Source organism: Neolewinella aquimaris (assembly GCF_014197245.1).
GTDB lineage: Bacteria > Bacteroidota > Bacteroidia > Chitinophagales > Saprospiraceae > Neolewinella > Neolewinella aquimaris.
The window spans coordinates 209,016-229,213 of sequence record NZ_JACIFF010000003.1 but is presented as its reverse complement, the minus strand read 5'-3'; the positions used below and the strand labels follow the sequence as shown (position 1 = coordinate 229,213).

Genomic DNA, 20,198 nt, shown 5'->3' with positions numbered 1-20,198 from the left:
CCACATGCGCCGCTACCGCCTCCCGGTCATCATCTTCTTTGCCCTTTACGCAGCGCTGGCCGTCTTCGGCTGCTTCCGGCTCAACTTTACGTTCGACTTTCAGCAGTTTTTCCCGCGGGGAGACGAGGACCTAGACTTCTTCCTCGAATTCATCGATGAATTCGAGGGCGACGACAATTTCCTGCTGGTAGCCCTGGAGCGGGAGCCCACCGTATTCGACAGCACCTTCCTGAATCAGGCGCACGCGTTTTCCCTGGCCGTTCGCGACCTGCCCGAAGTGGAGAATGCTCAGTCGCTGACCTCCTTCGGCTATCCCATCAAGACGCCCTTCGCCGTTACGACCATTCCGGCCATTCACCTTAGCGATCCGACACGGTACGCCGCCGACAGTGCCCGCATCATGGCCGACGAGCGTTTCGTGGGCAACCTCATCAACCGCCGCGGTACCGCCCTGGTCACCGTGCTGAAGACCCCTAGCCTGATCAATCTTGACCAGAGCCGTGCGCTCATGCGGGGACTGGACAGCCTGATGGCAACGTACAATTTTCCCGATCACCACTACCTCGGGCCGGCTTACTTCCAGAAGGAGCTGGTGGACGTGCAGATACGGGAGGTGGCGGTCTCCGCGCTGGTCTCGGGCCTGCTCGTCACCCTCGTTATGTTCTTCCTTTTCCGGCGACCGTTGGGCATTGCGGTGTCGCTGGTGAGTATTGCCCTGGGCCTGTTGCTGTTTATGGGGACGCTGGGTTTGCTGGGGCGGGAGCTGAATGCGATCGCGGCCCTTTATCCGGTGCTGATGATCATCGTCGGCACCTCGGACGTCATTCACATCATGTCGAAGTACATCGACGAGCTGCGCAAGGGACAGCCGAAGGAGGCTGCCATCCGTACCACAATCAAGGAGATCGGGCTGGCCACCCTGCTCACCTCCATCACCACCGCGGTCGGCTTTGCTACCCTGCTGACCAGTCGGATCGACCCGATCCGGGACTTCGGCATCAATGCCGCCCTGGGGGTGATGATCGCCTTCACTACCGTGATTCTCTTCACCACTTCCCTGCTCAGCTACCTCAGCGTCGACCAGATCGTCAAGATCGGCCGGCAGCAGGCTTTCTGGGATCGGATACTGGAGCGGACCTACCGGTTTACCCAAGAGCGGGGTGGGACCATCAAGATCGGGGCGGTGATCGTGGTTATCCTCTGCGGGGTCGGGATTTCCCTCATCACCACCAACTACCGCATCGAGTCAAACCTGCCCATCGGACGGAAAGTCACCGAAGATTTCCAGTTTTTCGAACGCGAGCTGAGCGGTTTCCGCCCCTTCGAGCTGGCCGTGACCACCCGCGACAGCAGCCAGGCAACGGATTTCGGCGTACTGCAGGAGATTGCCAAGATCGAGGACTACGTAAAGGAATATCCCTTCGTGCAGAGTACGGCAAGCATCACGGCGGTCTACCGCAGCATTAACCAGGCCTTTAATAACAATCGCCCCGACGCCTACGTCCTGCCCGCCGACGAGCGGCGCTACCTGCAGTACCGTAACCTGGCCGAACGCATCCCGGACGTGAACCTGAACCTGCTCGTCAGCCGCGACGGGCAGAAGGCCCGCATCACCAGCCGTCTGGACGATATTGGGGCCGACAGTATCAAGGTCTTCCTGAAGAACACCACCGACTGGATCAATGCCAACGTCGATACGTCACTGGTGGAGATCCGCTCTACCGGTACCGGCCTGATCGTGGACAAGAACGCCGAGTACATTCGGCACAGTTTGCTGCAGGGCCTGGGACTCGCCATCTTCATCGTATGCGGGCTCATGGCCCTCCTGTTCCAGAACTGGCGGATGCTGATCGTGAGCCTTATTCCCAACCTGTTGCCCCTCCTGATCGCGGGGGCCATGCTCGGCTACCTGGGCATCGAATTGGAGGCGGGCGTAAGCATCGTTTTTGCCGTCATCTTCGGCATTGCGGTCGACGACACCATCCACTTTCTGTCGAAGTACAAGTTGGCGCGGCGGCGCGGCCTTCCCGTACAGGAGGCAATCCACCTGACGTTCCGCGAGACGGGCAAGGCGATCATGCTCACCTCCGTGGTACTTTTCTTCGGCTTTTTGGTGATGCTCTTTAGCGTCAGTCCGCCGAGCGTTACGATCGGGCTACTGATCTCCCTTACCCTGGCCAGTGCCCTCATCAGTGACCTGCTGCTTATTCCCCTGTTGCTCCGGTGGCTGGACCGCTAGGGCATGTTACTTCCTTTCCGCAACCATGATGTACTGGTAATCCAGTTCCGTGTTGTCGGTCGACACGATGGCAAAACCGGCCTGCTCGAGCATGTGGGCCAGATCGGACAGCCCGATCCGATCCGCCAGATCGGGACCCAGGGCGGTTTCCTCCTTTTTCCAATCGACAATCACTACCCGCCCGCCGGGGCGCAGGGCGGGGCGAATCTTCTTCAGGTAGGCTTCCGGATTATCGATCAGGTATAGCGTATTTACGAACAGGACGATATCGACCTCTTCCTCCTCCAGCATTGGGTCATCGGGAAGGGCGAGCCGGGGTTCCAGTCGGCCCTGCAGACTGGTAGGTAGTTCCGAGACGCGCAGGGTATCGAGGTAGTCGATCCACCGCTGGTCAATTTCTATGGCGATCACCCGGTCGGCCAGGGGGGCGAGGCGCCGGGCGAAAAAGCCCTCCCCGGCTCCGATGTCGGCGATCACCTTCTCTTCGATATCGCCCAGCACCTCAATTACCAACCCGGGTTTCTGCCATACGTGGCGGTCGCGGTCCTCCTCCGTGTTGCCGGTTGCGTACACGTCCTCCGGTGGCGGGGCCGGAGCATCCGCACCTCCGCAGCCGAGCACAAACAGCAAAAGGAGAAAAAATAAGGTGCGCATGAATCGGTAAACTAGCCGCGACAAGATACGCTCCGCCTACAGACTTGCCGTGCAGAGGTCCCGCATGAGATCGTAGATCAGTCGGTTTAGTTGGCTTCCCCTCATCGTATGATTGTTGACGGCAACACTGTATGCCAGCCGCCGCCCGTCGGGCCGGTCCACGTATCCCGCGTAGGCCCTTACGGCATTGATGGTGCCGCTCTTTCCCCATACCCGTCCCTCGGCCACGGTACCGGTCAGTACCCGACGCAGACTGCCCGTACGTCCGGCTAGCGGGATGCTTTCCCGCCAACGCTCGTCACCGGAGCGATCGGCCAGTAGGGCCGTCATCGTTTCCGGGGGGAAAAAGTTTCTCGGCGATAGCCCGCTGCCGTCCTGTAGTTGTATGCCTTCCGTAGCGATGCCCCGCGCTTCCAGCCAGTCGGTGATGACGTCGGTGGAGGCGAGATCGGTGTTGCCCCGCGCCTTATTCATTTCGCGCAGCAGCGTTTCGGCAAAGAGGTTGTTGCTGGTCAGGTTGGTGCGGTCGACGATCGTACTGAGGGGCGGAGACATCAGCTCGTCCAACACCCGCCCGGAGCGGTAATCCCCAGTTCCGACGGTCTGGTGAGTGGTGGGAGGCTGGATCACCTCGATGCCGCTTTCCTTCAGTTCCCGATCCAGCAACTGGGCGGCGAACAGGGGCGGATCGGGAATCGACCCCCGAATCCGGAAGCGGCCCGTACCGACCGGAATGCTGCCCCGTACGTACTGCCGGTAATTGAAGGGCGCACCGAAAATGTACGCCTGATCCCCGCTCCCCCGCGGCCCGCTGACCAACTCGTTGATGAATTCCAGGCCGGGTATTTGAGGTTCGGTACCGATAACGGGCGGCGTGGCACCCTCCCGCTGTCGCTGACTGAAGGACAGGTAGTAGGAATTTTCGTTCAGGTTCAGGCCATAGGTGCCGGCGCCGTAGTAGTTGCCCAGATCGGCCCACGTCCAGCCCCGCCCCGCGCCGTCGGTGGTGTAGTAGCTGCCGTCACCCACGACGGCACCGGTGATCCGGGTAATTCCGGAGGCTTTTACTTTCTGTACCCAGCGCTGGATCACTTCCTCCAGGCCGGCTACCTCGTCCACGAAAGGGCTGCCGAGGGTAGGGTCGCCGCCGCCTACGAGGTAAAGGTTTCCGCGCAGCACGCCCCCTTCAATTACCCCTCCGGCCACCAGACGGGTGCGGAAGCGGTGATCTTCTCCGAGGATGTCCATGGCCACCGCCGTAGTGATGAGCTTCTGGGTGGAGGCGGGGATACTCGCCACGGAAGCGTTATGCCCGGCCAACTGCCGTCCGGTGGCTACGTCGCGCACGTCCACCGCTACTGCCGCATTTTTCAGCTCCTGCGCCCCCGCAAAAGCCCGTACCACATGTTGGATAGTTCCCTGGCCACTCAGTGGGGCAGCGAGGAGCAAAAGTAACAAGCAACGCAGCATACGTTCGTTCGGTTTTGGCTTCCGGCATCACAAGGTTGGGCAGGTAAGCAGGTGCAATGTAATTAGCGCAACAGCAGGACACGTTTGGTGAAAATCCCGTCTACCCCCGCGATACGCAGGTAATACACCCCGGGGGAATTGCCTCCCAACTCCAGTTGCCGCAGCGCGTAACCCTGACCTTCCCACTCGCGCACGGGACGCCCCGCCGCATCGAAGAGGGTGAAGGTGAGGGGTTGTCGCTGCCACTCGTCTACCAGTTCTACATTGAGGAGACCGTGGGTCGGATTGGGATACACCGCGATGTCGCGCGCGGTAAAGGAAGTGGAGGAACTGGGTTCTTCTAACACGATAAACCGTGCGGCACCGGGGGAACTGCCGCAGGCATTGGTGGCTACGAGTCGATAGAAAAACCTATCGGGAAGTTCCCGACGCTCCACGGCAAGTTCGCTACCTAATGTGTATCGCGACAGAATGATGTCGGCAAAATCTTCACTGGCCGCTACCTCCAGGGTGTATCCGGAGGCTTCTGCGGAAGTGCGCCACTGAAAGGTCACCCGGGAAGTGTCAATGCGGGTTGCTAGCGGCAGGGCGGGTTCCGGAGTGGGCAAGAGGGCCAGGGTAGTTACCGCGTGTCGTTCGGTGCCGTCCTCGTCGGTTACGATAAAGGAGAGATCGAAGGTGCCGGGCCCTACCGACATCCAGTCGGCAAAATTCACCGTAAGCACGTTCGTCGGGGTATCGAGGGAATAGGTGTAATTGTCGAGGAGGAGGTTGTCCGCCGCTATGCGTAGGTCGAGATCGGTGAATTCTCCCGCTAACTGCAGTTGCGCGGTGCCGCCCGTACTGACGCAGCGCGCGGTAGGTGAGGAAAGGATGCCTACCGCAAGGTCACCCTTCCCGGTATGCTCGCCGCAAATTCGTAGCCCGAACTCCGTGATCCGTCCGCCATCCCCGCCCGCCCGGTCGGTCACGATGAGTTGCCAGGTGCCGCGGACCGGTGTGCCGGCTAGGTCAGACAGGGGCCGGGTCGGTTGCACGCGGCGGTAGTTGCCGAATGTTCCTGGATCGCAATCCTCCCTAAACTGGGTGGCGGTGACCGGGGCATCATCGGCGAAGGTGACGTACAGATCGCTGTTCGAGCACAAACCGTTTTGCAGGGGCCGAAACAGGGAAATTACGGTGCCGTCGGGCGCGACCAGATCAGCGTACACATCACCGATGAAGGTGTGTTCCAGCCCCACCGTCACCTCTAGCGAGGACAGAATGGTAGAACTGTTGATTTCCAATTGGGAAAATATACGCACCGAGTCGAGGGTAGGAATTTCCACGGGCAGGTCCACGGCGCTTCCCGTGATACAGCTCAGGTCGCTGGTTTTAAAGAGGTAGGCGGGCGACCATTCTCCGGCTCCGCAGCTGTTGTTTGCCCTTACCCGCCAGTAGTATCCGGTGGAGGCCACGAGGGGATAGCGGACCAGGTAGCTTGTGTCTTCGATACGGGTCAGGTCGGCCACCAGTAACGTGAAGGAAGGGTCGTTGGAAAGTTGGAGGTCGTACCCCGCGGATTGCTCCTGTGCACTCCAGGAGAACCGGGCAAACGGCCCAACGTCATCGCCACCGTCAACGGGATATTGCGGGACCGCAGGAGCCGGCACCCCACCAAGGAGGCGAAGCCGAAGGCTGACCTCGTCAGTCACCCCACCGCCGGAAACCGTCACCTGAATCGTATGCTCGCCTGCCTGAGCCGGCGTTTCCCGGCCGCGGTACACAATGCGGAGCAATCCGCCTCCGGAAACCGAATCGGCTGCCAGGAGAGTGAGACCGGGATCAGCGGAGATGCTTACCCGGTTGGATTCGGGAAAGCCGTCGCCAACGCGGAGAACGAAAACCGCGGAATCCGTCACGCAGCGGGTAAGATTAGGGGTTTCGGGAACGACAAGGTAGGGGAGGTCTGACTGTTCGAGCCCCTCCTGGGTCGGAGTACCGGAGTGGAGGGGATCGAGCCAATCCGCGAGTCGGCTGGAGGGGGTGCCGCCGCCGGTCCAACTGCGGTGGAGGAAGCCGAACATATCGTCTCCGTCCTTAGTACAGGATGCCCGCCCGCCGAAGAGCTGTCCCCGGGCCAGGCCATCCGTGCCGAAGAGAGGTGCACCGGACGACCCGCCCTGGGTGGTACCGACATCCCACGACGGTACCCGCAGAAAATCTCCGCCCGAATACAGGCTGTCGCCGATGATGTTGCTCACGGTCGTCTCCCGGTAGGAATACGAGATGCGTTTCTCCTCGATGTTGGGGTGGTGGACGGTGAGCACTCCGTCGGTAGGGGCAGCGGATTCGTTGGACCAGCCGGCGAAGAAGGCATTGGCGAGTGGATTCACCGGCTCATCCAGTTCCAGCAGCACCATATCGGTTGCCGAATAGCGGGCGCGGACACGGGCACCGGTGTTGAATACGTCCAGCTTACCGTCGCCGGGTTGGCCGCTCTCCACCGAATTCGGCGCGCGGCACCAGCTGTTTTCGAAGTTCCAGTAGGCCACCAGGGAGGGGGCCGACTCAGCGTCTACCGCGCAGTGCTCCGCGGTGAGGAAGAGGGGGCGACCGTCCTGGTTGGTATTATTGACGAGGAAGCCCGTACACTGGCTTTTGCCGTTGAGGGTGTAGGCCGCAACGCTGCGGATGATGTCGCGGTAGTTGTCGATCAGGGGGAAACCGTCGGCCCCTCCGCAAATTACGTCGAGGTTGCAACTGCCCGAGATCTCGTCGATGACCCCGGTGAAGTCATGATTTACGGTGGTGAGTACCAACCCCACTCCCGTTCGCTCGGTGGTAGGCATACGGAGTTCGATCACAAGCTCGTCGCCGGCCAGCAGGGGCGACCAGAACTGGGCGTGGTCCTCGTTGTCCGCGGCGGTGAATGGCCCGAACCGGTTGTCGGCAGTGGACAGGTAGAGTTGGGCGCCCTCCGGCAGGCGAAAGTCGGTGAACCCGAGGTTGAGGGACTTGGCGCCGGGGCTGGAAATTCGCAGGTGCCAGATGGCCCGGCCACGGTCGGTCGACCATTTTCCGTCGGTACCGGGGCTGAGGTGCACGGGGAGGGCAACCGCGAAGTCACGGGGGCGTCCGGGGCGGCGGACTTGTTCTTCGCGGTGTAGGAGCGCGGCGTTGTCCTGCCGGGGGAGTTCCGGGGCGGGCAGGCTTTGGAGTACGGTCCGTGACAAGCGGTGCTGCGCCGGTGCGGGGCTGGCTGACAGCAGTCCGACGAAGAGGAGCAACAGAACACGGAACATCACGAGAGATTTAACGTGGGTCAAGGTAAGGTGGATTGGCGGGGGTAATAAATCGAATGTGAAGTTTGTAGGTTAAATGCTAAAGGCTTACCTTTGCCCGACTTTTGCAGAACCTCCGGCCCGGTATCGCGTGCCTAAAAATATAGAAGATGAAAAGGACATTCCAGCCCTCCAAGCGTAAGCGCGTCAACAAGCACGGTTTCCGCTCGCGTATGTCAACCAAGAACGGCCGCAAACTGCTGGCCCGTCGCCGCGCTAAGGGACGCTACAAGCTGACCGTCAGCGACGACACCTACAAGAAGTAACTGATACCACCGGTTTAACTCCCGGAAGGTTGCAAAATTTCAGAGCCCGGCTGCCCAGTGCAGTCCGGGCTTTTTGCTCGTTCGTACCTTTCCTCCCATGCGTACCCTCATCCAGCGCGTCAGCCGCGCCTCCGTCACCATCTCCGGGGAAATCACCGGGCGGATCGGCCCCGGTCTGCTCGTCCTCCTCGGCATCGAAGAGGCCGACGGCCCGGAAGACATCGACTACCTCTGCGGAAAGATCAGCCGCCTGCGCATTTTCGGCGACGCGGAGGGAAAGATGAACCTCAGCGTGGCGGATACGGACGGCGGCCTGCTAGTCGTGTCCCAGTTCACCCTCTTCGCCAGCACAAGAAAGGGCAACCGACCGGGATTTACGCGCAGTGCCGGGCCACCGGTGGCCATTCCCCTGTACGAGCAGTTCGTCGCCCGACTAGCCGAAGTATCCGGCCGGCCGGTAGAGACGGGCGAGTTCGGGGCCGATATGCAGGTCGAGCTCGTTAATGATGGCCCAGTCACGATCTGGATGGATTCTCGGAACCGGGAATAGTCGTTGGCCCGTCGTCGGCCCGTCGTCGGCCGAGTTCCGGCGCTAGCCGCGCTCGTCCGCCGACTGGGGCACCCAGCAAGTCACTCCACATACCAATCATCCTCTAGCCTACTCGGCGGACGACTTTAGAGTCGGCCGACGAGTAGTCGTCGGCCGAGCAAAGGCGCTAGCCGCGCTCGTCCGCCGACTGAAGGCACCCACGAATCAATACTCCACCTTACTCAAAAACAGCCCCTCCGGCCGCGCCTGCCCTACCCCCAGTCGCTGGCCGCTGCGAAGCGCCGCCTGCATATCTTCCGGAGCGATCTTGCCGGCTCCCACCCGTAGCAACTGAAAGACCAGAATCCGGATCATGCCCCGCAAAAAGCGATCGGCGACGAAGCGAAAGCGGTAACGGCCCTGCCCCTCGTCGTGCAGACTGGCCTCGCGCAGGTCGCAAGTGGTGGTATTGTGCCGATCGGGCGTCAGGCAGAAGGCGCGAAAATCGTGGCGGCCGGTGAGCAGCGAGCAGGCCCGGTGCATGGCGGCGAAGTCATAGCATTCCATCTCGTACAGGCTACTCAGTGGGGCCAGAAAGGGATCGGCGCGGGTGTGAATAAAGTAGTCGTAGGTGCGCTCCCGGGCGTCGTAGCGAACGTGGGCGCTGGAATCGACCTCCCACACGCGGTAGAGCACGATGTCGTTGGGCAGGAGCTTATTGACGATGAAGAGCCAGTTGTCGCGCAGGGGCTGCTCGCTGTCGAAGTGGAGGTAGTAATCGGATGCGTGGACGCCGGCGTCGGTCCTGCCACATCCTACTGCTTTTACGGGCGAAGAGTGCACCTGCGTCACCGCCCGTTCTATCGTCTCCTGCACGCTTACCGTGTTGCCGGATTGACGTTGCCAGCCCCGGTAGTGGGTACCGCGGTAGGCCAGGTGAACGAAATAACGGTGGGGCATGAGCGTAAATGTAAGCTTACGACAGCACGGAGGGTCACGGGCGCGCACTTCTAACCCGATGGCGTAGTTTGTGGAACTACCTATCCCAGTTCCCATGCACGTCGCCATCATCGGTAACGGCATCGCCGGAGTGACCGCCGCCCGTTGGCTGCGCAAGTTGAGCGATGACGTACGGATCACCATTATCTCCGCCGAATCCGAGTACTTCTTTTCCCGCACCGCCCTCATGTACGTATACATGGGCCACCAACGCTGGGAAGACCTGCGGCCCTACGAACCCTTCTTCTGGAAGAAAAACCGCATCGACCTGCTGCGGCAGTACGTGGAACGGGTGAACACGAACGCAAAGGTGCTGCACTTCGGCGACGGCAATACCCTGTCTTATGACAAGCTCGTACTGGCTACCGGTAGCAGCCCCAATAAATTCGGCTGGCCGGGGCAGGACCTCAAGCGGGTGAGCGGTATGGTCAGCGCCCAGGACCTGGATAATCTGGAAGCCATTACCCCCGAGATCAAGTCGGCCGTCGTAGTGGGCGGCGGCCTCATCGGCATCGAGCTGGCCGAAATGCTGCACAGCCGTCACATCCCCGTTTCTCTGCTGGTGCGCGAAGGCAGTTACTGGAGCAACGCGCTGCCGCCCGAGGAAAGCCGTATGGTCAGCCGTCACATCGTCAGCCACGGCATCGACCTGCGCCACGATACGGAGCTCGCGGAAATTCTGGACGACGGGGGCGGGGCCGCAGGAGCAATCACCACCAAAACGGGCGAACGTATCGAGTGCCAGTACGTAGGTCTCACCGCCGGGGTGCATCCCAACATCGATTTTCTGAGGGACGTAGCGGGCCTCGAACTCGGTAAGGGTATTCTGGTCGACGACTACTTACGGACTTCGGTCCCGGACGTTTACGCCATCGGTGATTGTGCCGAAGTGCGGAACCCCAAACCCGGCCGCAAATCCATCGAAGCCGTCTGGTACACCGGTCGGATCATGGGCGAGACGGTGGCCTATACCCTGCTCGGTCGGCCGGTCCCCTACGACCCGGGCATCTGGTTTAACTCCGCCAAGTTCATCGACATCGAGTACCAAGTGTACGGCGAGGTGCCGGCACACGGCCGGGAGGGACTGGCGACCCTATACTGGGAACACGCGGACGGCGACAAATCCGTACGCATCAACTACGAGGAAAGCGACGGACGTGTCGTCGGTTTTAACCTCATGGGCATTCGCTACCGCCACGAGGTCTGCGAAAAGTGGATCGCCCAAGGTATCCACGTCGAAGAAGTACTGCAGCAACTGGGCATGGCCAATTTTGATCCCGAGTTTTACCGGGAATACGAAGCGGAGGTGGTCGAGCTATACAACCGGCAGACCGGCAAACAGCTACAACTCCGTCAGAAGCGTAGTCTGAAGGCCGCCCTGCAATTCCTCAATTTTAAACGCCGCGCCCCGCGGGCAACCGCTACCCCAGATGCCAAGTAAGAGTACCCATAAATCCCTCCTCCAGTACGTCGGTTTGGCACTGTTCGCCATTTCCCTGCTGGTTTTCACCGCCATGCTCGGACTAGAGAAGTACCGCCTCAGCGAAGAAGACCTGATCGCTACCGTTGCTCCAGACCCCCGTACCGATTCCGAAGAGGATGGCGACGGCGAGGCGGCCTCCACGGTTTCCGCGGGCTCCACGGGTGGGGCGAGTGCCCAGGTAGACGAAGCACCTACGGATGAGCAGGGTACCGAAGTGGATCCGAAAGCGCGCCTGATCCACGAAATACAGGGCGACGCCTTCCGCGAAGCCGGTCGAGAACTCGGACTCGTTGACCAAACCTTCGGCAGCAGCTTCAGCTTTTCGGATAAGGTCTACGAGGTCCACGAGGAAGCCAAACGCCGCGTCGACGAGCGGGTAGATCAACTCAAAACCGACAACGCCCTCCCCGAGGGGGTTTCCGAATGGGACATCCGGCTATCCGATCCCATTTACTTCAAGGATAAGCTCGCTGCCCTGACCGCCGCGGCGGAGATGGGGCCGGTGAAGAACAATCCGTTGCTGTTTTTTGGACTGACCATCGGTCTCGGGCTGCTGGGTGGGCTACTTTACATCATCCCCAAGTTCAGCGGTCACGCAGGCATCCGGAACGATCACATTTATCACTCCCAGCTCACCAAGGGGCTGAACCTGGGTTGGCGTAGTGCTATACTAGGAGCGGCCATTATCGGCATCATCGGCTACGGCATCCGCTACATGGCGAGCGACTGGTTCTGGCCGGCGGTGACGGTGGGCATTGCGCTGCTGATCATCGGACTGGTGCTCTTCGTGGAGCATTCGTGGCGCAATTCTCCGGCGCGGGCCGCCGATCCGGCGGGCCTGTCCGCTTACCTGGGCATCCTGGGCGGGACCTACCTGATCGGGTTCTACATATTGCTTTACTGGGCACCGGAGCACGTTACGGCCTGGGTCACGATGGTCGATCCGGTCAAGCAGGGGGTCTTCGGGGGCATGGCGAGCCAGTGGTTTCTGTACGGTTTGCTTTACACCGTAATCATCCTGGTCATGGGCGTACGCATGATCGCCAAGTACCGCCACAACAAGTACCAGATCGTGCGGACGCTCTCCGTCATGTTCTTTCAGACGGCCTTCGCATTTCTGATCCCCGAAATCCTCGGTGCGCTGAATAAGCCGCAGCAGGACCTCAAAAACATCTGGCCCCTCGACTACGATTTCTTCTTCGGCTGGCAGCTTGACCAATTTCAGAGTGCCGGGGCCCTGGGCACCTTCATGCTGGTGTGGGGCATCTTTCTGGTCATTGTTGGCGTGCCGCTCATGGTGCATCTGGTGGGTAAGCGGTGGTACTGCAGCTGGGTCTGCGGCTGCGGTGGTCTGGCCGAGACCATGGGCGATCCTTGGCGGCAACTCAGCGACAAGAGCGTCCGCGCCTGGAAGTTCGAGCGTTGGATCATTCACGGCGTGCTGGTGGCCGCGATTTTAATGACGGCCCTTACGCTTTATTCCTATTTCACTGGTGCCGAGAGTCTCTTCGGCTTCCAGACCTGGAAGGTGCAAAAGTGGTACGGCTTCCTGATCGGTGCGGGTTTTGCCGGTGTCGTGGGTACGGGCTTCTATCCGCTGATGGGCAACCGGGTATGGTGCCGCTTCGGCTGTCCGCTGGCTGCCTACCTCGGCCTCGTGCAGCGCTTCCAGAGTCGTTTCCGCATCACCACCAACGGTGGACAGTGCATTAGTTGCGGCAACTGTTCTACCTACTGCGAAATGGGCATCGACGTCCGTGCCTACGCCCAGAAGGGACAGGATATCGTGCGGGCCAGTTGTGTCGGCTGTGGTGTTTGCGCGGCGGTGTGTCCACGGGGCGTCCTCCGACTCGAAAACTCCAGCGAGGATGCAGGCTACCGGACGGTGCCGGAGCGGGTGATTCATGTTTCGGAGGAGGAAGGGGTGGTGATGAAATTTTAAATTTGGGATTTGAAATTTAAAATTGGCTGCCGCACGGCAAGTCGTCGGCCGACCGAGGTACGAGCATCGTCCGCCGACTAGGCAGGTAGGGGATTTACCATTTACAGTTTTCGATGTACCATGTACCATTTGGCTGCCGCATGTCGGAGCCGTCGGCAAGTCGTCGGCCGAGCGAGGTACGAGGCTCGTCCGCCAACTGAGAGATGTACCTGGAATAACTACAACCGTCGATAAGGGCCCTGCCCCTACTCGGCGGACGACTTGCAGTCGGCCGACGAGTATGTCGTCGGCCGAGCGAGGTACGAGGCTCGTCCGCCGACTGAACCAAAAAGCATAAAAAGCCATATCCATCCTACAGCCACGACTCGGCGGACGAGCTTAGGCTCGGCCGACGAGGTGGCGCCGTCGATCAACGAGGGCGCTCAGAACAGTTTCTCCCCCGGGGGCTCTATGCCGGCTAGTCTTAGGTAGACCGTGGTTTGTCCGCGGTGGTGGGTCTGGTGCTCGAATGCTTTGTCGATGGCAGTTGCGCGGCTTAGGTCGAAGCGGCCGAACATATTGATTTGCTCGGTGAGTATGGCGGGATCCATTTCCTGGATGCTGGCGATCACGAAGTCGTAGCCGTCGGTGACCATGCGGATGACGCTCTCCTTTGACTGGTCGGTCGATTTCTCGGATTCTCCCTGTCCGACGGGGCTTTCCGCTCCGGTGCCGGCCGATGAAATGCCGTAGATGCCGTCCGCCAGGTGGAGCATTTGCTGGGCGAAGGAGCGCATGTCGGGGGTGGGCTTGTAGTCGTAGCTCTCCGCCGGCATCGCCTCCAGGTACTCGAGCGTGAATGCTTTGGCGCGCTGCCAGTCCTGAATCATTTGGTCTGTGGAAGACTGGGCGAGTGCCGCCGTTCCCGAGACCAGGAATAGGCACAGTAAAAAAAGTACGGATAAAGATTTCATGTCGGTTGGTTTTGTGTGACGAATCAGCAAACAACCGGGGCAGTTACACTCATAATTTACCGGATTATTCTGACATGACTCGGAGGGGGGGGCGAAGCGGAGCGGAAGCGTCTCCCAGCGCAGGATCTAGATTGTACAGATCGACCGCCTGACGTACGCGCTTGTCTGCCGTTGCGGACAGGGGGAACGTGACACCCAGCAGCAGGGCACCGGCGACGTAGGATTGCCAGCGGTTCAGGCTGTCGTCGCTGTCGTCGTTCCATAGGGCATCGGACAACGCCTGACCAAGCACGATGCCGCCCGACAGGGCCAAGACGTTTGCCCAGTCCTTATTCCGGTTTGCGCTCCTGAACAGCCGGTTGAGCTCCGATCCCCTTTCCTGGCTGCGGATCATTTCCCGCATAGTGATGATCTCGCTGTTGCGGGTAAATACGTACTCATCAAAAACTTCGCGGTACGAAAGCTCCTGAGCGGAACAGCAAAACGTGGTGAATAGGATGGTGGTGAGGATTGATATTAGGTGTCGCATACAAGGAAGTTACTCTTTCCCGCAATACGCATTATAACAACATCAATATTTTAGGAGAACATTATGGCGGTCGGGCTCAATCACAGACCTATTTCCGTGCCTCGAATACACAAAAAAAGCCCGGCCACATTAGGGGGCCGGGCTATAAGATCGCACCAACAATTAGTTCTTGAACGAATGCTGTATATGCCAGTATTCGTATTGGGTGTGGGGTGCTAATCTTGACTAATAAGCAGTGTTGTTCATTTAAATTCAACGTCTCTCACAACGTCAAGCTTCAGTATTCACAGTGTCGAAAACAAATCAGTAAAAATCAAAATCGGATGTCAACGTCTCTCACAACGTTCGCTATCGATATCACATAGGTAACGCGATTTTCTGACTGACTATCCATCCCGAAGGCTGCATGTTCTGAAAGGAGGCAGCGGTGTTCTGAACGGTTTACCGAACCTAGCTTACATAAAAAAACCCGGCCACCTGAGGGGCCGGGTTATTAAGATTGCACCAATAATTAATTCTTAAACGAATGCTGTAAACGCCAGTATTCGTAGTGGCTGTAAGGGTGCTTATCCTAAAATTACGTCAACGTCTCTCACAACGTCAAGCTTTATGAAACCATAGTATCCAAAGAAAAGTCAAGCAAAAATATAAGGTCGAATAAATTCAACGTCTCTCACAACGTTCGTTATCGATGTTAGATAAATAATGTGCTTTCCGGGGCCAACATTTTATTTTGGAGGTTACATGTTCTGAAAAGCAGCGGTGGTGTTCTGAGTGAACGATTCTTGTTCGGAAGGGAATTTGTCGGCCTGGTCTATTCTGTTGTCACGGGTAGGTTAATTTCCAGTCGCTCCTCCGGTGTGATCACCGCGTTGAGGATGCGCAGGGGAAGATCGAAGGAAGCGACGCGCTCGCCCGTCATGATGGACAGGGTAGTTTCGGCGTGGGGGGCGAGGTGAAGCACGCCCAGTCCGCTCTGCAGGGAGTAGCCGCTCAGGTTCTCGATGATGTAATCGGCGTCGCTGTCGTTGCGGATCGTAACGTCAACGATGGACGACGGGCCCCGGTAGAAAGCGCTCCTGACGCTAAGGCTTGCCATCACCACCTCCCGTACGTTCGCTTCCCTACCCACCAGGGTATTCTCAAACCAGGCCACGGTACGCCCCGCGTCCAGTGCTTCGCGAATGGAGGCAGCACTGCGCTCGGTACAGAGCACCAGGGTTACCGGCCGGTGGCCTCCCTCCGCTACGTCGTACTGGTAATCGATGAGACCATGTATGTCGGAAGTCCCCATAATAGTCAGGTCGTGATCGAGCGCGATCTGTAGGGCTTCTTTACTGATGGTGAGATCATTGACGACTTCTATGCCATGCAGCCATTTGCGGTCGATCAGGTCTCGGTGGAAGGGCGTCAGGCGGGCCACGCCGTCTTCCCGCTGCGCTACCCAATTGGGATGATTCCAGAAGGTGAAGGCTCCCTGGCGATTGGCTTCGGCAAAGACGGCCAGGCTATCGTTGACCAGCAGCTTATTCGCATCCTGGATGAAGAGTGCATTGACGTGGCCCGGTGGCATGTCGCGGGTGATCTCGGCACCGGGGATGACGATCATATCGTAGGGTCTGGCGTACTCCTCGGCTAGCTGGTGGCTCCGGTTGCGGTCGGGGTGGGGAATATCGTCGCTGTGGGGTTGGTACTCCAGGTGCTCGGTCATGGCGATCGCATCTACGCTATCGCGCAACGATTCCTGCACCCTGATGTCCGGCCAGACGCTGCCGTCGCTGAAAACGGTGTGCTGGTGAAAATCGCAGACCAGGGTGAGGTAATTTTCCGAATCGGGAAACTGAATGGCCCGTTCTCCTATATGGGAGTGTCCGTGACCGTGCTGGGCCACTACGGGAAGCGTACATACCGCAATACCCAAAAATAAAAGCCATTTTCGCATTCCTGAACGGGTTTAGTATCCGTATAAGCAACTATCTCTTGTGGGGTTCACTCCCGTAGCTACTTCAACTTCAGGAGGGTTAACGTAGCCGCTGGTGTAAGGCTCGTAAGCGTGTCAACTAGACTTTGCATGAACCTTCGCCCCTGGCCCCTGCTGTTTTTCTTCGTCGTCCTATCCCTGCTCCTGCGCTGGGGAACCTCATTCATCTCCGTTATTAATCACGATGAAAGTACATACATCGTCATTGCCCAGGAAATCCTGAACGGTAAGGTGTACCTGCGCGACGTGATCGACACCAAGCCCATCGGAGTATTCTGGTTGTATGCCGCCATCATCAAACTAACCGGGGGAAGTATTCCGGGTATACGGCTGGTGACGCACCTGTTCGTTGCACTTACTGCCTGGGCCTGCTTCTGGGCTGGCCGCCGGGCGACCGGCAGCGACCGGGTAGGCCTAGCGGCCGGCATCGCCTACCTCTTTGCTACCTCCACCTACACCCACTACGGAGTAGGACCCAACAGCGAGCTATTTTTCAACTGCTTTACCGTCGCGGCCCTTGGTATTGGCATTGCCCCCCGCGCGTCGTCGCCCGCGGAAGACGGACCGATGTGGCACTGGCCGCTGATGGGCGTATTGCTGGGAACCGCCGTGATCATAAAGCCCTTCGCCGCGGCCGAAAGCCTGGCCATGGGTCTATTTGCCCTGTGGTACTACTGGTGGCGGAGACGGGAGGTGATGCGGGGGTTCCTGGCCGGCGGCATGCTCGTTGCCGGCTTCGCTCTTCCACTGCTGGCGGTCTACGCCTATTACCTGCGACTGGACATGGTGGACGAACTCCTGTACTACAGCTTCACGGTCAACAGCAAGTACCCGGTGGAACTGGCCTGGCACCTGCGGCTCAAGTACCTGGGCGATTACCTGCTGCGCTATTCCGTACTGGTACTTCCGGCCGGCGCGGCATTGGTGGTGGCCTACCGCCGGGGTATCAACCGGACCTGGGTATACTTCCTGCTCGGCTACTTTACCGTGGTGACCCTGATGATCCTCAGTCCGGGAAGACGCTTCGGATACTACCAGATTCAGTTGCACCCGGCACTTTGCTTACTGGCTGCCGCCTTTATGGATCAGCGGGTAGAAATATGGAATGGCCTGCGCCGCTGGCTGTCGCGCCGGATCGTCGTTTACGGACTGGTAGGAATAGCCACGGTATTGGGTATTTCCCACTTCCTGAGCTACCAGGTAAAGACGGACCGGCCGCAAATGATCGTCGAATACTTTCGCGACCGGCTGGAGCCCGGCGATCAATACTTCAGCGTGACGAGCCACCAAATCAGTTATTACCTGCTAAAGCGAGAGGTGCCAACCCGGTTCGTCCATACCGCACTGATGTTCTACGACCAGTACGTCAAGGCCTTCGAGCTGGACGAGCGAGCGGAGGCCGAACGGCTACTGGCGAACCCCAACTTACGCTATGTGATCCGCCACCCGAAGGATAAGCTGTTCTTTACCCCGCTATCGGAGCGGTTGCTGCAGGAGTTTACTTTAGTGGATAGCCTGGACCAGGAGCTTTATATTTATAAGCGGAAAGAATAAGGGTGTTAAACCAATATTCTTAGCTCTCAGCCCATTTCACATTGCTCCTGCGTACCCGCCCCGAAGGACCGCATGCCATAAATATTGGGCAGCCGGGGTCGCTACCGGGGTGCCGAAAATCGCTCGTCCGTCAGTAGGGATTCATCCGTAAGGGTGTTGAGAAATGCCAGTAGGGCCTCCTTTTCCCGTTCCGTGAGCGTAAAGCCGGTGATGTTGGGGTCCTCGTTTTCCAGGTTGTGGCCGCCGGAGGCGTAGTGATCGAGCACTTCTTCGAGGGTCTTGAAGCGGCCGTCGTGCATGTAGGGAGCAGTGAGGGCGATATTGCGCAGGGTAGGCGTACGGAACTTACCGTTGTCGAAGCGATTGCCGTTGACGCCGCCGAGCCCCTTATCGACAAAGTCGTCAAGGGAGGCGACATCTTCAATGCCGTTGTTCTTGAACTTATTGTCGCCAAAATTCGGAGCGTTGTGGCAATGACCGCAGCCGGGATGCAGGGTCCCCGGTGGTACGTTTTCTACGAAGAAGAGGCTGTCGGCCCCCAGCTGCTCGGCCTCGGTGAAGAAGTCCGTGTTCTGGTACACGACGCGATCAAACTTGCTGTCGGCCGAAATGATGGTACGCTCGAACTGGGCAATGGCCTTCACGGTAAGCTCGCGGGTGATCTCCTCCTTGCGGTCGATGCCGAAGGCGGCGCGGAAACGGGCGGGATAATCGTCGTGTTCCCGGAGTTTGCGCAGCACCTCGGCCCAATCGTTGTCGAGCTCGAGCATATCCTCCACGGGGTGGATGGCCTGCTCCCACAACTTCGGTGAGCTGCCGTCCCAGTTGAAGCCACTGGGGTTAAAGGCGAGATTGACCAGCGACATCGCGCTTCTGCCCCCCTCCAGCTGCCGGATGCCTAGCGAGCGGTTCAGTCCATCGGTGAAGGCCAGTTCCTGTTTATGGCAGCTGGCGCAGGACATCGACCCGTCGGAACTCAGGATGTCCCGATCGTAAAAAATGTGTCGCCCCAGTTCGATTCCCTCCTCCGTGATCGGATTTTCCGGATCGACGATGGGGGCCGGAAAGTAAGCGGGCACCTCCAGGGCGTAGGGCGTCGGTGCACTGGGGCCAGTGATTGCTTGGTCGTCGATTATGGCATTATCCACGGGATCCTCCGTACAGCCCACCACCGCGAGCAGGCTCAGGAAACCGAAGATGAAGTACTGACGAACCATAAACTATTGCTCTTTTTACATTGCTCGGCGTACAACGCCTCGACCTACTTAACAAAGGAAGTGTCGGTCAGGGTATGCAGGAAGGCGACCAATGCCGCTTTATGGCTGGCATCCAGGCCCAGCGGATGAACGTTGGGGCTCCGGGTTTCCGCGTATTTCCCTCCCGAATTATAGTGGTCGATCACCTCCTCCAGACTGCCAAAACGCCCGTCGTGCATGTAGGGAGCAGTGAGGGCGACATTGCGCAGGCCCGGATTACGGAACCGACCGTTGTCGTAGACAACCCTGTTTACCGCCCCACGCCCCGGATCGGGAACGGCGGTGAGATCGGGCATTTCGTCCAGGCCATTGTTTTCGAAACGTTGGTTGGTGAAGTGGGGCGGCGTGTGGCAGTGAGCACATTCTCCCTTCGGGAACCCCGCAAACGGACCGCCAGGATCGTCCGCCAGATCGAAAAAGATGGCATGCCCCAGAGATTCCTGAGCCGTATACTCCTCCACTCCGCGCTGTACGCGGTCGTACTTGCTGTCGGAGGAAATAAGGGTTCGCTGGTACTGGGCGAGGGCCCGGCCCACGAGGGTAGAGTCGATCGGCACCGCGCCGAAGGCCTTTCGGAACGCGGCGACGTAGTTCCGCTGCTCGCGCAATCTTTCGATTACTTCCGGCCAACTGCCCCCCATTTCGTGAACGTTACCGACGGGATGCAGCGCCTGATCCTCCAGGTTCTCGGCGCGCCCGTCCCAAAAAAGGGAGTGGTGGAGGTAGCCGATGTTGGTCAGGCCGGGGGTGTTGCGCAGGCCCTCGAGTCCGCTAATCCCCCGGCTTACCCGCAATCCGTCGCTAAAGGCCAGTTCCGGACGGTGGCAACTGGCGCAGCTGATCGATCCGTCTTGCGAAAGTCCGCCGTCGAAGAAGAGCCGCTCCCCGAGCGAAATACCGGCCTCGGTCGACGGGTTGTCGGCCGGATAGAGGATCGCGGCAAAGGGCGGGGGAATGGACTCAGTACGTTCCTGTCCGCAGGCGCAGAGTAATACGATGCTATAGACCCACCACCGCAAG

At 59.2% G+C, this 20,198-nt stretch carries 15 protein-coding genes; 6 read left to right on the top strand and 9 right to left on the bottom strand.

The genetic code is table 11. The annotated features are described in order from the left end of the window. Nucleotides 1-4 precede the first annotated feature (4 nt). The gene (locus tag GGR28_RS07610; RefSeq protein WP_183495171.1) at nt 5-2,239 is read left to right on the top strand and encodes an efflux RND transporter permease subunit; all 2,235 of its coding nucleotides are present in this window, start codon (nt 5-7) and stop codon (nt 2,237-2,239) included. Between the two features lie 6 nt (nt 2,240-2,245). On the opposite strand, the gene GGR28_RS07605 is transcribed toward GGR28_RS07610, so the two are convergent. The 3 genes from GGR28_RS07605 to GGR28_RS07595 all read right to left on the bottom strand — a co-directional run bounded on the left by GGR28_RS07605 (nt 2,246) and on the right by GGR28_RS07595 (nt 7,647). Further along, complete coding sequence (locus GGR28_RS07605) at nt 2,246-2,893, bottom strand: class I SAM-dependent methyltransferase (RefSeq protein WP_183495170.1); 648 nt, start codon at nt 2,891-2,893, stop codon at nt 2,246-2,248. A 36-nt stretch (nt 2,894-2,929) separates the two neighbouring features. Beyond that, nucleotides 2,930-4,351, bottom strand: a complete 1,422-nt coding sequence (gene dacB, locus GGR28_RS07600) for a D-alanyl-D-alanine carboxypeptidase/D-alanyl-D-alanine endopeptidase (RefSeq protein WP_183495169.1) — start codon at nt 4,349-4,351, stop codon at nt 2,930-2,932. Nucleotides 4,352-4,425: 74 nt separating this feature from the next. Then, nucleotides 4,426-7,647, bottom strand: a complete 3,222-nt coding sequence (locus GGR28_RS07595) for a proprotein convertase P-domain-containing protein (RefSeq protein WP_183495168.1) — start codon at nt 7,645-7,647, stop codon at nt 4,426-4,428. A 149-nt stretch (nt 7,648-7,796) separates the two neighbouring features. Here GGR28_RS07595 and rpmH point away from each other — a divergent pair, with 149 nt between their 5' ends. Further along, on the top strand, nt 7,797-7,952 hold the full coding sequence (gene rpmH, locus GGR28_RS07590) for a 50S ribosomal protein L34 (protein ID WP_183495167.1): 156 nt from the start codon (nt 7,797-7,799) through the stop codon (nt 7,950-7,952). A gap of 97 nt (nt 7,953-8,049) precedes the next feature. Then, on the top strand, nt 8,050-8,502 hold the full coding sequence (gene dtd, locus GGR28_RS07585; RefSeq protein WP_183495166.1) for a D-aminoacyl-tRNA deacylase: 453 nt from the start codon (nt 8,050-8,052) through the stop codon (nt 8,500-8,502). A gap of 204 nt (nt 8,503-8,706) precedes the next feature. Here dtd and truA read toward each other — a convergent pair whose 3' ends face one another. Continuing rightward, nucleotides 8,707-9,441 (bottom strand): tRNA pseudouridine(38-40) synthase TruA, encoded by a 735-nt coding sequence (gene truA, locus GGR28_RS07580; protein ID WP_183495165.1) that lies wholly within the window; start codon nt 9,439-9,441, stop codon nt 8,707-8,709. A gap of 94 nt (nt 9,442-9,535) precedes the next feature. Between truA and GGR28_RS07575 the strand changes: the two genes are divergently transcribed. Beyond that, the gene (locus GGR28_RS07575) at nt 9,536-10,921 is read left to right on the top strand and encodes an NAD(P)/FAD-dependent oxidoreductase (protein WP_183495164.1); all 1,386 of its coding nucleotides are present in this window, start codon (nt 9,536-9,538) and stop codon (nt 10,919-10,921) included. A gap of 535 nt (nt 10,922-11,456) precedes the next feature. Continuing rightward, complete coding sequence (locus GGR28_RS19050) at nt 11,457-12,905, top strand: 4Fe-4S binding protein (RefSeq protein WP_183495392.1); 1,449 nt, start codon at nt 11,457-11,459, stop codon at nt 12,903-12,905. Between the two features lie 422 nt (nt 12,906-13,327). On the opposite strand, the gene GGR28_RS07565 is transcribed toward GGR28_RS19050, so the two are convergent. The 3 genes from GGR28_RS07565 to GGR28_RS07555 form a co-directional block, all read right to left on the bottom strand. Further along, nucleotides 13,328-13,858 carry a DinB family protein gene (locus GGR28_RS07565; protein WP_183495163.1) on the bottom strand — a complete coding sequence of 177 codons (531 nt, stop codon included), beginning with the start codon at nt 13,856-13,858 and terminating at the stop codon, nt 13,328-13,330. A 64-nt stretch (nt 13,859-13,922) separates the two neighbouring features. Then, the gene (locus GGR28_RS07560; RefSeq protein ID WP_183495162.1) at nt 13,923-14,387 is read right to left on the bottom strand and encodes a hypothetical protein; all 465 of its coding nucleotides are present in this window, start codon (nt 14,385-14,387) and stop codon (nt 13,923-13,925) included. An 814-nt stretch (nt 14,388-15,201) separates the two neighbouring features. Next, on the bottom strand, nt 15,202-16,329 hold the full coding sequence (locus GGR28_RS07555; RefSeq protein WP_246416490.1) for an Sb-PDE family phosphodiesterase: 1,128 nt from the start codon (nt 16,327-16,329) through the stop codon (nt 15,202-15,204). A 129-nt stretch (nt 16,330-16,458) separates the two neighbouring features. Between GGR28_RS07555 and GGR28_RS07550 the strand changes: the two genes are divergently transcribed. Continuing rightward, nucleotides 16,459-17,922: an ArnT family glycosyltransferase gene (locus GGR28_RS07550; protein WP_183495161.1), complete on the top strand. Its 1,464-nt coding sequence runs from the start codon at nt 16,459-16,461 to the stop codon at nt 17,920-17,922. Between the two features lie 101 nt (nt 17,923-18,023). On the opposite strand, the gene GGR28_RS07545 is transcribed toward GGR28_RS07550, so the two are convergent. Further along, on the bottom strand, nt 18,024-19,139 hold the full coding sequence (locus tag GGR28_RS07545) for a cytochrome-c peroxidase (protein ID WP_183495160.1): 1,116 nt from the start codon (nt 19,137-19,139) through the stop codon (nt 18,024-18,026). A 44-nt stretch (nt 19,140-19,183) separates the two neighbouring features. Then, entirely contained in the window at nt 19,184-20,197 is a 1,014-nt protein-coding gene (locus GGR28_RS07540; protein ID WP_221233835.1) for a cytochrome-c peroxidase, read from the bottom strand. Nucleotide 20,198: the final 1 nt, after the last annotated feature.

Bases quoted from the DNA above. Each gene is read 5' to 3' on its own strand.
- GGR28_RS07545 (WP_183495160.1), bottom strand. From the start codon at position 19,139: ATGGTTCGTCAGTACTTCATCTTCGGTTTCCTGAGCCTGCTCGCGGTG.
- GGR28_RS07550 (WP_183495161.1), top strand. From the start codon at position 16,459: ATGAACCTTCGCCCCTGGCCCCTGCTGTTTTTCTTCGTCGTCCTATCC.
- GGR28_RS07575 (WP_183495164.1), top strand. From the start codon at position 9,536: ATGCACGTCGCCATCATCGGTAACGGCATCGCCGGAGTGACCGCCGCC.
- GGR28_RS19050 (WP_183495392.1), top strand. From the start codon at position 11,457: ATGGGGCCGGTGAAGAACAATCCGTTGCTGTTTTTTGGACTGACCATC.
- dtd (WP_183495166.1), top strand. From the start codon at position 8,050: ATGCGTACCCTCATCCAGCGCGTCAGCCGCGCCTCCGTCACCATCTCC.
- GGR28_RS07560 (WP_183495162.1), bottom strand. From the start codon at position 14,387: ATGCGACACCTAATATCAATCCTCACCACCATCCTATTCACCACGTTT.
- truA (WP_183495165.1), bottom strand. From the start codon at position 9,441: ATGCCCCACCGTTATTTCGTTCACCTGGCCTACCGCGGTACCCACTAC.
- GGR28_RS07565 (WP_183495163.1), bottom strand. From the start codon at position 13,858: ATGAAATCTTTATCCGTACTTTTTTTACTGTGCCTATTCCTGGTCTCG.
- GGR28_RS07555 (WP_246416490.1), bottom strand. From the start codon at position 16,329: ATGCGAAAATGGCTTTTATTTTTGGGTATTGCGGTATGTACGCTTCCC.
- GGR28_RS07610 (WP_183495171.1), top strand. From the start codon at position 5: ATGCGCCGCTACCGCCTCCCGGTCATCATCTTCTTTGCCCTTTACGCA.
- rpmH (WP_183495167.1), top strand. From the start codon at position 7,797: ATGAAAAGGACATTCCAGCCCTCCAAGCGTAAGCGCGTCAACAAGCAC.
- GGR28_RS07595 (WP_183495168.1), bottom strand. From the start codon at position 7,647: ATGTTCCGTGTTCTGTTGCTCCTCTTCGTCGGACTGCTGTCAGCCAGC.
- GGR28_RS07605 (WP_183495170.1), bottom strand. From the start codon at position 2,893: ATGCGCACCTTATTTTTTCTCCTTTTGCTGTTTGTGCTCGGCTGCGGA.